General features: G+C 50.7%; 11 protein-coding genes. 5 read left to right on the plus strand and 6 right to left on the minus strand.

Features of this window, described 5'->3' with window-relative positions; all coding sequences use genetic code 11:
- Positions 1–31 precede the first annotated feature (31 nt).
- Positions 32–1,138 (minus strand): efflux RND transporter periplasmic adaptor subunit, encoded by a 1,107-nt coding sequence (locus ITJ87_RS03840; protein WP_034523281.1) that lies wholly within the window; start codon positions 1,136–1,138, stop codon positions 32–34.
- A gap of 222 nt (positions 1,139–1,360) precedes the next feature.
- Between ITJ87_RS03840 and ITJ87_RS03845 the strand changes: the two genes are divergently transcribed.
- The gene (locus tag ITJ87_RS03845; RefSeq protein ID WP_022400615.1) at positions 1,361–2,272 is read left to right on the plus strand and encodes an AraC family transcriptional regulator; all 912 of its coding nucleotides are present in this window, start codon (positions 1,361–1,363) and stop codon (positions 2,270–2,272) included.
- 97 nt (positions 2,273–2,369) lie between these two features.
- Here ITJ87_RS03845 and dacB read toward each other — a convergent pair whose 3' ends face one another.
- Entirely contained in the window at positions 2,370–3,809 is a 1,440-nt protein-coding gene (gene dacB / locus ITJ87_RS03850) for a D-alanyl-D-alanine carboxypeptidase/D-alanyl-D-alanine-endopeptidase (RefSeq protein WP_117965088.1), read from the minus strand.
- 177 nt (positions 3,810–3,986) lie between these two features.
- Between dacB and ITJ87_RS03855 the strand changes: the two genes are divergently transcribed.
- Positions 3,987–5,258 carry a M1 family aminopeptidase gene (locus ITJ87_RS03855; protein ID WP_117965057.1) on the plus strand — a complete coding sequence of 424 codons (1,272 nt, stop codon included), beginning with the start codon at positions 3,987–3,989 and terminating at the stop codon, positions 5,256–5,258.
- A gap of 8 nt (positions 5,259–5,266) precedes the next feature.
- Here ITJ87_RS03855 and ITJ87_RS03860 read toward each other — a convergent pair whose 3' ends face one another.
- Positions 5,267–5,689: a DUF2007 domain-containing protein gene (locus ITJ87_RS03860; protein WP_016272219.1), complete on the minus strand. Its 423-nt coding sequence runs from the start codon at positions 5,687–5,689 to the stop codon at positions 5,267–5,269.
- Positions 5,690–5,723: 34 nt separating this feature from the next.
- Positions 5,724–7,082 carry a dihydrolipoyl dehydrogenase gene (gene lpdA, locus ITJ87_RS03865; protein WP_117965059.1) on the minus strand — a complete coding sequence of 453 codons (1,359 nt, stop codon included), beginning with the start codon at positions 7,080–7,082 and terminating at the stop codon, positions 5,724–5,726.
- A 190-nt stretch (positions 7,083–7,272) separates the two neighbouring features.
- On the opposite strand from lpdA, the gene ITJ87_RS03870 reads away from it, so the two are divergent.
- Positions 7,273–8,220 (plus strand): hypothetical protein, encoded by a 948-nt coding sequence (locus ITJ87_RS03870; RefSeq protein ID WP_035457628.1) that lies wholly within the window; start codon positions 7,273–7,275, stop codon positions 8,218–8,220.
- Here ITJ87_RS03870 and ITJ87_RS03875 read toward each other — a convergent pair.
- Entirely contained in the window at positions 8,217–8,549 is a 333-nt protein-coding gene (locus tag ITJ87_RS03875) for a DUF4907 domain-containing protein (RefSeq protein WP_005825250.1), read from the minus strand. The two genes, ITJ87_RS03870 and ITJ87_RS03875, sit on opposite strands and share 4 nt — an antisense overlap.
- A gap of 25 nt (positions 8,550–8,574) precedes the next feature.
- Positions 8,575–9,654 carry a kelch repeat-containing protein gene (locus ITJ87_RS03880; RefSeq protein ID WP_117965061.1) on the minus strand — a complete coding sequence of 360 codons (1,080 nt, stop codon included), beginning with the start codon at positions 9,652–9,654 and terminating at the stop codon, positions 8,575–8,577.
- Between the two features lie 283 nt (positions 9,655–9,937).
- Here ITJ87_RS03880 and ITJ87_RS03885 point away from each other — a divergent pair, with 283 nt between their 5' ends.
- A complete protein-coding gene (locus tag ITJ87_RS03885; protein WP_005825247.1) occupies positions 9,938–11,254 on the plus strand; it encodes a DUF4270 family protein in 1,317 nt (438 codons plus the stop codon).
- A complete protein-coding gene (locus tag ITJ87_RS03890; RefSeq protein WP_117965063.1) occupies positions 11,251–12,462 on the plus strand; it encodes a hypothetical protein in 1,212 nt (403 codons plus the stop codon). The genes ITJ87_RS03885 and ITJ87_RS03890 overlap by 4 nt, the downstream gene beginning before the upstream one ends.
- The last annotated feature ends 97 nt before the right edge of the window (positions 12,463–12,559 follow it).

Below are 12,559 nucleotides of genomic sequence, written 5' to 3' on the forward strand. Positions count from 1 at the left end.
GGGTCATTGATAGTTGATAAAATAGCAATCATCATTTCACTTGCGTTCCTTCGCGCAGCAGTCCGGCACCTGTGGAAACAATCTCGTCACCCACTTTCAGTCCGTCCAGCACCACGTATTCGCGTCCGTCATTTATTCCTGCCACGGTAATCAGGGTAGAGACGGCCTTGCCATCCACTACCTTGTATACCAATGTCTTGTCCTGCAACTGTACGGTGGCTTCTTGCGGAATCACAATGCAGTTCTTATACGTGGCAGGCACCACCACCGTGCCCGATGCCCCGCTATGGAGCAGGCGCGATTCGTTGGGGAAGACCACGCGTGCCACTACCGTACCCGTCTGGCGGTCGATGACACCACTGATGGACTCGATGGTACCTTTCTTGTCGTAGACGGAATTGTCGTTCAGACGCAGCTCTGCCGCCGGCATGTTCTTCAGCGCCTCGTCCATGCTGCCGTACTGGCGTGTCAGGGCGAGCAACTGGTTCTCGGTCATGGAAAAGTAAACGTACATGTCGCTGTTGTCACTGACCGTTGTCAGCGGTTGCGGCAAGCTGGGGCTGACCAATGCCCCTGCACGGTAGGGCAATGCCCCCACCACCCCGTCGCTGGGACTCTTCACTTCCGTATAGGAGAGGTTGTTGCGTGCGCTTATCTCCTGGGCCTCGGCCTGCGAGAGTTGCGCCTTGGCGGTAAGGTAGCTGTTTTCGGCAGTCTTCAGGCTGAATTCCGAAACCACTTTCTGCGCATACAATTCCTTGTTGCTGTTATAAGTCAGTTCGGCAGTAGCCAGTGCGGCACGTGCCGCTTCCACATTGGCAACGGCCGTTTTGAGTGCAGCCTTGTAGGGAACCTGGTCGATGATGAAAAGCAGTTGTCCCCGGCGCACCTTCTGCCCCTCGGTCACACACAACTTCTCGATGGTACCCGACACTTGCGGATAAATATCTATGTCCTGCCGTCCGCGTATCGTTGCTGAGTACGAAGTGGAAAGCTCTTTGTCCGTCGCCTCCACTTTCATGGTAGCATAAGAAGGTTTCATTCCGGAAGCATCCGATGCCTGCTTGCAAGATGCCAAACACATTGTACAACCGACAATCCCTATCAGCCGTATCCATTTCCTGTTTAATGTAATCATACTCTTTCTCATTGTATTTTTGTTAAAACTGGTGGCAAAAGTAGGAGAAAGGAACAACGCCATAATGACCAATTACACTCCAAAGATGTTCCTTTTTCGACATTCATCTTTTTTAAGGCTAATGAATTGTCTATAAATGACATATAGAACAAGAAAGCCGCATAATGGAACATCCCATATTTCCCATTATTCACCAACTTTGCAAAACGAAAAAGGAAGAATATGGAGAAAGGGAACATAAAAATCGTAGAAATCGCGGACTTTAAAAACAGCGAACATGTCCTTGACTATGTAGACAATGACTTTGTCATAATCAACAGTCTGGAGGGAAGCCCCTACAATGAAGATACAATAAGATTGGGATGCTTCCTTATCGCTATCTGTCTAGAAGGCTGCATCCAGTTGGACGTCAACTACAAAACCTACCAACTGGAAGCAGGCGACTTACTGCTCGGCCTTCCCAATACCATTATCAGCCACGCGATGGTAAGCCCGAAGCACAAGATAAGGCTTGCCGCATTCTCCACACAGTTCCTACAACGCGTGGTCAAGATGGAGAAGGATACATGGAATACCGTTATGCATATCCACAACAATCCCATAAAGTCTGTCGGGGAGGAAGGGGACAAGGAAATCTTCAAATTCTACCGAGAACTGCTTATGGCAAAGATAAACGACGAGCCTCATCACTATCACAGGGAAGTGATGCAATACTTGTTTTCTGCCATTTTCTGTGAGATGTTGGGACACCTCAACAAAGAAGTGAACCCTTCAGAAATGACAGTCGATACAAAAGAAAGCATCAAACAGTCCGACTATATCCTGCGTAAGTTTATAGAGATGTTGTCCAAAGACAACGGCATACACCGTTCTGTAGGATATTATGCCGATGCACTCTGCTATAGCCCCAAACACTTTTCGAAGGTCATCAAGCAGGCATGCGGACGTACACCGCTGGACTTGATAAACGAGAATGCCATTGAACACATCAAGTACCGGCTGAAGCATTCGGACAAGTCCATCAAGGAGATTGCAGAAGAATTTAATTTCCCCAACCAGTCTTTCTTCGGGAAGTATGTGAAGTCTTATCTGGGTATGTCTCCGGCACGCTACCGCAATACGAAAGAGGAATGATTTCCCCTACTCTTGGGGCTCACTCCGTAAAGGTCTGCATTAGGAAGCTAAACCTTAACTTTACGACGCTAAAGGTCAACTTTACGATGGCTAAACCTCAACGTATCACTTCATCACACACCGCATCCTGGAAAGCGCGTGCTTCCCTGCCCGACAGTGCATTCTGGTTCATGATGGCAAAGGCTATCTCGTGTCCGTTGCGGGCTTTAAGGTAGCCGGCCAGGCAGTTGATGGCGGTAAAGGAACCCGTCTTGGCATGTACATTTCTGTGGGAAAGGGTGCCTTTCTTCATGCGGAACTCCAGTGTACCGTCCACGCCGCCAATGGGCAAAGCCTTATACAGTTTCTGGAAAACATCCGTACGCGAGTAGGCATATCGCAGGAAAGAAACCAAGAGTTCCGGTGAAATGTAGTTGTAATTGGAAAGGCCGCAACCATCTGCCAGATTATACCTATCGGGGTTATATCCCATCTCTTTTATCAGCATGCGGATGGCGGAAAGCCCGTCCTCGGCAGAGACACGCTTCTTTCCGCTGCTCTGCACACCCAACCGGCAGAGCATGGCTTCGGCATTGAGATTATCGCTCTCCTTCATTATCTGTTTCACCACATCCTGCACGGAAGTTTCATAGGAAGCCATCCGCACGGAAAGGCTGTCTTGCCGGAACTCACCGAAAAGGTAAGAGACTTCCGCTTCTGCCGCCGGAATGCACCGGATGCCTCGTGCCTGCAACCGTTCCATAAAGGTATGCATGAAGAAGTCCTGCGAAGAAAAGATATTGACCGTACCTGCACGGCGGGCATCGACGTTGCCCGTCACGGTGATGTTGTTCCCGTTCACCAGCCAGTCGCGCGACACACGGAAACGTCCGGCAGAAGGGGTACGGCTTCGGGTCTTGTTCGTCAGTGTATAATAGGAAGAGGCGGGAGTGCATTCAAGGCGTGCGCTGTCGCCCCGTTCGCCGGGTGTAGCGGTAACCTTTACCACTCCTTTATTCAGCATCAGCGGTGAGAGGTAGGGCTGGAAAGAATAAGGGGTGTCATCCCACAACCAACCGCTGCCCCAGTACAAGGAGTCTTTCATGGAGACATCTCCATACACCTTGCCTTTGATGACGGAGAAGGGGAAACGGGCCACGGCAGCCACCAGGGAATCCAACGCCTCTTCATCAAACTCCGGGTCGTAACCGCCTATCACGTACATATCTCCCTGCAAGGTATCGCGCTCAATGGTTCCCTGATACCACACTTCCGTACGGAACGGCTCGTCGGCTTCGGGACGAGAAAGGGCGGTAATGGTAGTCAGCAGCTTCATGGTAGAAGCGGGACGGGAAAGCTTATCCGCCTGATAGCCGTACAAGGGCTTTCCGGCAGTCAGGTCATAGACCGAAATGGCCACATTAGAGCCTGCGGGAAGTTTGTGTTCTATCAACGCATCAATCCGCGCAGAGAGCGGCTTCACCGGAGTTACCGTCTCTTGGGGCCATAATGGGAGCAGGCAGACGGATAAAATTAACAGCAACAATATCCTTTTCATAAATATATTTATCTTTAAAGGCAAAAGTACGACAATCTTACAAATGAACAACAACGAGGTAGTCTTTTCATAAATTATATCCAGCCATCCATCTTAATATTCCTTTAAAAATACTACTTTTGCATAGATTGCATAGGCAAAATCTCCCAGTTACTATCACTCTAAAATTGATGTACCATGAAACTACAACTTACAATTGCCAGCTTTACAATATGCCTCCTTTTCTCCCCCATGCTTCGGGCACAAGAATCTCCGCGCATTGTCAGTTATGACTTAACCGTACAGATTGATGTACCGAACCGACAAGTCGAAGTTGGCGGTTCGTTTGAAGTCGATTTCCATGACAGTGACTCAATCTCGTTGGTACTATGGCGCCATGCCCGTATCGACACACTACGCCACAGCAGCCGGGAGATAACCTACCGTTTCGATACGCTTGCCCCAGCACCTGCCCAATTCATTCCCGACGGACGGACCTTGACCCTCTACCGGCCGGCAGGAGCCGATGACCGCTGCCGCATAAATACCCGTTACACACTCTACATGCAGGAAGTGCAGGGCCCTGCAAAATCATTCAATGACCATTGGATTGAACTTGGTTACTATACGGGATGGTATCCTGTCTGCAACGGTAACCGGGCAGATTATTCGCACTTACGAATCGGCATCACTGACGGTTATACGGTGAGCGGCTCAGGTATTATTTCCCATACAGAAGAAGGGATGTGGGAAATGGAGCAACCTTGGGAGAATTTCGACAATGTTATCCTGGCTTCACCCATGCTGAAAAGCCGCCGCATCAATGATAACGGAACTACCATTGAACTTATCTATACAGACTTCCCGGATGCCGGTGCAGACTCGGCACTTCAATGTTGCCACAATGCCTTGAAATTCTTCCGACGCCTTTATAAAATTGCGGGAGATGAGGATATTTACATGAAATTCCTGCTTTCAGCTTCCGGCACCTCAGGAGGGTACAGCCGTAAAAATTTCATTATGCTCAGTTCCCGAACATTCAATGAATATGTACTCAAGAACACCGCCCACGAAATCGGCCACTTCTGGTGGAACAAGGCTCCGGTGGAATCTTGGCACGACTGGCTGAACGAATCTTTTGCCGAATTCAGTGCTTTGCAATACATACGCCACGCCCGCGGCGAAAAAGCCTATGCCGCTTACATCGACGCCTACCGTAAGGAAACACGCCATATCCGTCCTATCTGGGGTATTGACCGCAACGACCGCGAAGCGCATCTTGCCCTCTATAGGAAAGGGTCAGTACTACTCGCCGACCTACTTGTCCGGGTGAGTGAAGAACCTTTCTTCAACTTTCTGGCAGGTGTCATCCAAGCCCATATAACAGACACATCGGCTTTCCTGGATTTTGCGGAAAGCCGATTGGGACGTAAAAACCGGGACTGGATTGAAAAGCGGTTAAAAGAATAAACACCTGATTATTCTTCAATTGTTCCTTTCGCCACCGGCTTCTCAAAATGAATGCCGCACTTCCTGCATACATACTCCCAATGCTCAGTGCCCGGAGGTGCGGCCGACAATGCCGCAATAACAGCAGCCACCACAGCACGCACCCGATGGCTCTTCTTCAGCACAAACTTAATCTCATCCGAACCGCAATGGGGGCAGTACCTCAACTGTTCCGGAATCATCTGGTTCCGTTCAAGCAGACGGAGGGCATTGTCATATTCGTCCTCATAGACAAATATATCCACTCCCGTGACATCACGGACATATCCGCGCATCACGGAAGACATGTTTTCATTATGCAAAACAGACGCAATGCCCTCATTCTTCAAGGCACCCTGAATAACATGTGCCTGGAAGGCATCGTCGCAGGTGATTAGCTTTACGGTTTTCATCTTTTATGTTTATATGAAACAATAGTCATGGGTTCTACAATGCCTCCTTGAATATCTCTCCCACCGTGGGGTGCGGAAAGACAATCTTCTTCCATTCATCGGCAGCAAGTTTCAGCTCGATGGCCATGCCTGCCAGCGTGATGATTTCCGAAGCGGGATTACCCAAGACATGTGCCCCCAATACGGTATCGTCACTGCCCAACAGTAACTTGCAGACGCCATTCACTCCTTCATTCTCTGCTACAAAGCGACCACTGTACGCCATCGGCAGCTTCACGACACGGTAGGCAACGCCTTTCTTCTGAAGGGATTCTTCTGTCTCGCCCACACCGGCTATTTCGGGATTGGTATACACCACGCCGGGGATGGCACGATAACTCATAGTGTCCTTCCGGCCAATGATGGAATGTATGGCTACTTCCGCCTCGCGGACGGCTGTATGCGCCAGCAAGGAATATCCCGTCAAGTCGCCGCAAGCATATACTCCGGGAACTGAAGTCTGCATCTGTCCGTTGACAAAGACATTTCCGCGCTCCGTTCTTTCCAAGCCCAGATTCTCCAATCCGAAGCCTTTCATTACCGGACGGCGCCCGACACTCATCAGAAGCCGTTCGGCAACGACGGAACCGGGACCGTCGGCTGTTTCATAATTCACCTGGATAAGGGAAGAAGCTTCGGCAGTATCCGGCATGACAGACACTACTTTTGCACTCAGCATGAACTTGATTCCCCGCTTGGCGTACTCTGCACGGAGCATACCCGCCAGCTCTCGGTCCATACCGCCTCCCAGTATCTCGTCCAGCATCTCGACGACAGTTACCTGCACTCCCAGGCTGTTGAAGAAAGAAGCGAACTCCATACCGATGACACCGCCGCCGATGATGGCAAGCGAAGCGGGCAGTTCCTTGTTATCCAGCGCATCACGATGAGTCCAATAGGACACTTTGTCTATGCCGGGAATGGCAGGGACAAAGGTTTCGGAACCGGTGCAGAGCAGCAGGTTCTCGCATTCGTAGGTTTCTCCGCCGCACTCCACATGATTCTTGTCCGTCACTGTGGCCTCTCCACTGACAATCGTCACACCATGGGCAGTCAGCTTTCCTTTGACTCCCAATACCAGCTTGCGCACTACCTTCTGCTTGCGAGCAATAATCTTGGGCAAATCAAACGATACTTCGGGCACACTGACCGCATACTTCGAAGCATGGCGGGCTCCGTCATAGGTCTTGGCCGAATACAACAAGGTCTTGGTAGGGATACACCCTTCATTCAGGCACACTCCACCGAGACTCTGCTTCTCAAATAGTACGACACTCAATCCTGCTTTTCCGGCAGCTTCGGCAGCAGTATATCCCGCAGGACCTCCACCGATAATGGCAACTTGGTATTTCATGGAATCAATGATTAATGGTTAGTGATTAGTGGTTAATTTGTGCGCAAGTTAATAAAACCCGTATTATCCGGCAAAAAAGAGTACTTCTTTCTTTCGGAGAATACACCGTAAAGAGGAAATAATTATCTTTGTCGTGCAGCATTTACAAAGAATGCCACGTCCAATGGACATAAATCAAATAATAACCAACATGAAAACGACTGACTTATTCCAACCCATCCTTCTGTTCGCTCTTTTTCTTTGCGGCTTGACGGCTTGCAATGATAGCGATGAAATCCGCCTCTCGCCCTTTCAGGAAACTACCGTGAAGGGCGAAGCCTCTACCCTGCAGATAGACCTAACACGCGGCGACTGGCGCATAACCTCCATCACCACCCCATGGGGAGACCTCATGATGGATGGCAACAAGCTCCCACAACTGGAAGGTACGGGAAGCCTGCATTATAAATGGTGGGACTTGGAACGGGACACCGACAGCCATCTCATCCTGCACTTTAAAGACAACTTTGACTTAGGTGAATCCCGTAGCCTCATCATCAACCTTGAGATGAAAACGGGACTCTACAAGGAACAAATCATCATACACCAAGAACCGTGCACTAACTTCTATCAGATAGAGTCCATCGAATACAGCGTGGAAGAAGGTGACGGAGTGAAAGAAGCCGGAACAGGACCTGATAAGAGTACCTATAAAAATGAAAATCTGGGAAACACAACCGACAAGCATGACTACTATCCATTCATCAATAAATGGACAGAATACGCATTCATACCCGATGGGCACTCTGACGAAACCTTCAAAAGCATAGACCCGGAGAAACGTAGCATCTATCTGCCCAACCACATAGAAGACGGAAAAATAATCATGGGACAACAACTGTTATTCTTCATCAACCAAGGCAAGTATTACAAAGAAGACGAACTGAGATATAAACATTTTGAAGTAGACATAGTAGGTATGAAATGGAACATATACACTTCAACCATCTACTACAAACGGCTTCAAGTGACATTCACCGCCACTCTTTCACGTCCCGGTAGCGATACAAAGAAGGTACTCAAGGGTAAATTCATGCAGAGATACCCTTATGACTGCTCGGAAATACATCACGAAGTAAAGGATTCTTTAGAAGATTAGAGTCCGGTGTCTGTCAGACAAGACTCCACCTCCTCCCTGCTCAATGCCGGAGCTTGCCCATCGGCAAGCTTACGGCATACCAGCCGACCGGCCGCCAGCGCTTCCACCTTTGTTGCAAATGGCAGGCGACCGCTCAAAGCAGGTATAAAAGGTTGATATATCAGGGTATCGGCTCCATGCAGCACCACGTAGCCGTAACCGCCTTCCACCTCCATCACCCGGCATTTCAACTCATTGCCACCGCCGGCAGTATGACCCGAACAGCAAGAAAGGCATACCGCCATCACAGCCGGTACACCTATCTTTATCATAATAAACATCAGCTTCATAAGTTCCGTTCAGTTATGGGGCGAATCAGACTTCCTCTTCCTCATCGGGTAGAAGTTCGTACACATCATCAAAGTAGCTGGTACCACTTGTTCCCGTCAGCACAAAACCACGTTCGCCGGTAGAGAAACCAACGGCAGCCCTGCGCGAAGAAGCACCGGAAGGATAATTATGTACATCTGTAATGGGGGTAAAGTCGTCATCGGAATCGCCGTACCATAAGTCCTTGTCAGGGTCGTACAGCCAGTAGTCGCTGCTCAAGGAAGTGCTGTTACGTATTCCCGTAGCCACAAATCCCCTTCCACCGATGACGAAGGATACGGCTTCGGACCGTGTGATGGCGTAGTCATCGTCATAGTCATTGTCGGAGTCCGTATCGGCAATGTCACGCAACTGGGTCCAGTTGCTTCCGTCGAACTTCCAGAAATCCACCAGATCGGTACTGTTGTTTCGCCCGCAACAGATGTAGGCCACCTCATCGATGACGAATGCCGTACCGAAGTAGCGCTTCTCGCCTCCATACCCGCTCACCGCTTCCCATTGCGAACCTTCGGCTTCATTGGGATTGAAACGGTAAAAGTCCATCTTGTAGGCACTCTCGCTGCCGGTAGCGTCGCTGTTGCAGCCCGTACCGACATAGCCATATCCGCCTATACTGAAAGCCAGGGCACCGTCGCGCACCCCGCCTTTGAAGTCGTCTTTCCGTGTCCAGGCATCCGTGGCAGGGTCATACTCCCAGGTATCTGCCACACAGTAGGACGAGGAGCCGTCCTTCACGGAACCGGTCGTAATGTATCCCTTGCCATTCACGGCAAAGCCCACGGCAGCCTTGCGCCCGGCAACGGGCATGTCGGCACACTGCGTCCAGCTGTTCCGGCTCATGTCATACTCCCAAAGGTCGTTCAGGTAATCCTTGTTCGCTCCGTAGAAGCCACCACACAAATACCCATAATTGCCGATGGTGAAGCCGGAGGCATAAGCGCGGTACACACCGTTATAGCTGGCTTTCTTCATCCACTGCCCCTGAGTGTATTCATCCTCGTCCGTACAACTGCCGGCAATGCACACGATGGCCAGCAATATTATTCCTACCAATAGTCTGTTCATTGTTTATTGTTTTAAAGATTAATTTTTCATACCCCTCGTTCCCCTGAAGAGGAAGGAGAATAGTTTTAGTATCGGGATGCCGAAACTATTCCCCTCCTCTTTCAGAAGGGCGGAAGTTCTGCCCGCAAAAGTAAACCGCCGCAACCACACCGGCAAAAATAACCGACGAACAGTCCGAAATTCCCGTTAAACGCCTTTACCGATAAAAACCGTCCGAACGCCGATTTTTGTAGAAAGATATAAAAGTTTTGCCTTTCCTTTGCCGCCAACTAAAAGAACAGAAATGAAGAAATCATTGTACAGCTTATTCGCAGTCCTCGCTATCTTCTGCGCCTGCCAGGACGAAAACTCGCAGCTTGGAAAGAGCCTCGTGGAAAGCTCCTTCTATAATGTATACGCAGACACCTGCTCGGTAGACATCAGCACCATCCTGCTAGACTCCATAGAGACCCGGGGCGACAGCATCTGCCAGCTAGGACATTACCGGAGCAGCGCCTGGGGAGAAGTATCCGCCACCTACTATGCCGAATACTCCACGTCCGACTTCACCCCCAACACAGACTATACCTATACCCTCGACTCCCTCGTACTGCGAATGATACCTTCGGGCCATTTCTGGGGAGATACCCTGACGCAACAGCGCATCTCCATCTACCGGCTGAAAAAACCTATCGTGCTGGACAACGACGAGGACCTTTACAACAGCACCGTACTCCCGACGGAAGATGCCCCGCTCTTCAGCTTTACCTTCACCCCCTGCCCGGGGCGGAAGAAGGAAGTAAGCGTCCGCCTGCCCGACTCATGGGGACAACAACTGCTGAATGACCTCGTGGCCCAGGACGACTACTTCGATACCCAAGACAAGTTCAAGAAGAAATTCCCCGGACTGGTCTTTGTTCCCGAAAACGACGGGCAGTGTATCACCGGATTCATGGTGAACGACTCTGCCATGAGCATCAACCTCCACTATCAGGAAGTCTCCAACCAGCGGACCGGACAAGTGCTGACTTTCAACGTAAACACCGACTATGCCTATACCGGTATCCGGCACGACCCCACCGGCACCCACCTTGCTTCCCTGAAAAGCGGAATAGAGAACCTCGTCCACTCCAGCGACATGGGTTGCCTGGCCTATATGCAGGGATTGACGGGTTACTACAACCAACTGGAATTCCCCTACCTCAACAGCCTCGGAAGTGCCGGACAGATAGTCTCCATAGAGAGCGCCACACTCTACCTCTATCCTCTGGCCCGGAGCTACAACGAAGTGAGCCAGCTTCCCAATGACATCCGCCTTTATATCACGGACGAGAACAATGTGCTGGAGGACTACGTATACGGCAGTGACGGCGTAACCGTACAGACCGGCGACCTGACCATCGACGAGATGTACGGGAAAGAGACCTACTACTCCTTCGACCTCACCGAATTCATCCGCAACAACTACGGCACTTCGGGCATCAAGCGGCAGAAACTGCTGATGAGTCTGACAGACGAAGAAAGCACCACCACCTTCAACCAGGTCATCTTCACCAACGACCCCGAACAAGAGAGACAATGCAGATTAGACGTAAGATTCAAAATATACAACGAGCAATGAAACGCCATTACCGGATTCCCCTTCTGCTGTGCAGTCTGTGTACGGCAAGCCTCACCGCCGTGGCCCAGAACACCACCAACCTGCCCACCTCCATGTACGGAGTGGGCGAACTGAGTGCCGGTGACGGCGGACGTTATGCCGGCATGGGCAACACGGGCATCGCCCTGAACCGTACCGGATTTCTGAACACGCTGAACCCCGCAGCCATCACCCGCATGGACACCGCCTGCTTCACGTTCGATGTGGGTGTATCTGCCTCATATGCCCGCTACTCCTTTCTGAGCGAACACAGCTCCAACTTCACCGGCAACCCCAACCGCATCAGCATGGGCTTCCGTGTCCTGCCGCGCTGGTATGCCCTTGTAGGTGCAGCACCATACAGCAGTGTGGGCTATGTCATCCAGACCGAAGAAGAGATAGAGGGAATGCCCGGCAACTACACCTACTCGCTCTTTGAGGGTACGGGCGGACTATACCGGTGCTACGTCACCAATGCCTTTGCACTGAGCAGGCAACTGTCGGTCGGCATCAACCTGGGGATGATAGCGGGCACAGTGACGCAAAGCGAAACGCAGGAAAGCGCCGTCGTAAAGTACGAATCTTCTAAACAGGCCTTTTATGCGGACTTCGGCATACATTACGAATGGGGTGCGACCGGACAACGGAAGTGGGCGGCAGGGCTGGTATTTGCTCCCTCCCTTCCCATCAGCCACGACAATACACTGACTTACAGCAACTCATCTACCAGCGAGAACCTCGATAAAGGATACCACAGCCGTACACAATATCTGCCCATGCACCTCGGCACCGGCCTCAGCATAACCACCGAACGCTGGGTGCTGACCGCCGACTACAACTACCTGGACTGGAGCCGCAACTCCTCCTCCTACACTTCCATGAAATACGAGAACCAGCACAAAGTGAACCTGGGAGGCAGCTACATTATCAAGCCACGTCTGGCACGTTCCACCGAGCTGATGGGCGGAATAGGTTTCGGCAACTCCTATATCAATCTGAAAGGCGGGAAGATGCAGTATCTGGAAGCCAGCGTAGGGGCGAGCTTCCCCATCCGGTACTCCTATCTCTCGCTGGGCGCCACGTGGCGGAAACAACTGAACTCACGCAGCAATCTGATGCAGGAAAGCCGGTTCAGTCTGAATCTGAACTTGACGTTCGGGGAAAGAATTTCGAGAGCAAAACTAAAGTAATACAAGGTTCCGGTTCACCACAGATTACACGGATTTTACACCGAATGATTATCATTTGTTGGATCTATATATGCAACGCGTTGCATATATAGATGCA

The organism is Bacteroides sp. HF-162 (genome assembly GCF_015679285.1).
Classification (GTDB): Bacteria; Bacteroidota; Bacteroidia; order Bacteroidales; family Bacteroidaceae; genus Bacteroides; species Bacteroides uniformis.

What these genes read in the sequence shown, in the direction of transcription:
- ITJ87_RS03840 (WP_034523281.1), bottom strand. Translation starts at nt 1,138, where the DNA reads ATGATTACATTAAACAGGAAATGGATACGGCTGATAGGGATTGTCGGT.
- ITJ87_RS03845 (WP_022400615.1), top strand. Translation starts at nt 1,361, where the DNA reads ATGGAGAAAGGGAACATAAAAATCGTAGAAATCGCGGACTTTAAAAAC.
- dacB (WP_117965088.1), bottom strand. Translation starts at nt 3,809, where the DNA reads ATGAAAAGGATATTGTTGCTGTTAATTTTATCCGTCTGCCTGCTCCCA.
- ITJ87_RS03855 (WP_117965057.1), top strand. Translation starts at nt 3,987, where the DNA reads ATGAAACTACAACTTACAATTGCCAGCTTTACAATATGCCTCCTTTTC.
- ITJ87_RS03860 (WP_016272219.1), bottom strand. Translation starts at nt 5,689, where the DNA reads ATGAAAACCGTAAAGCTAATCACCTGCGACGATGCCTTCCAGGCACAT.
- lpdA (WP_117965059.1), bottom strand. Translation starts at nt 7,082, where the DNA reads ATGAAATACCAAGTTGCCATTATCGGTGGAGGTCCTGCGGGATATACT.
- ITJ87_RS03870 (WP_035457628.1), top strand. Translation starts at nt 7,273, where the DNA reads ATGAAAACGACTGACTTATTCCAACCCATCCTTCTGTTCGCTCTTTTT.
- ITJ87_RS03875 (WP_005825250.1), bottom strand. Translation starts at nt 8,549, where the DNA reads ATGAAGCTGATGTTTATTATGATAAAGATAGGTGTACCGGCTGTGATG.
- ITJ87_RS03880 (WP_117965061.1), bottom strand. Translation starts at nt 9,654, where the DNA reads ATGAACAGACTATTGGTAGGAATAATATTGCTGGCCATCGTGTGCATT.
- ITJ87_RS03885 (WP_005825247.1), top strand. Translation starts at nt 9,938, where the DNA reads ATGAAGAAATCATTGTACAGCTTATTCGCAGTCCTCGCTATCTTCTGC.
- ITJ87_RS03890 (WP_117965063.1), top strand. Translation starts at nt 11,251, where the DNA reads ATGAAACGCCATTACCGGATTCCCCTTCTGCTGTGCAGTCTGTGTACG.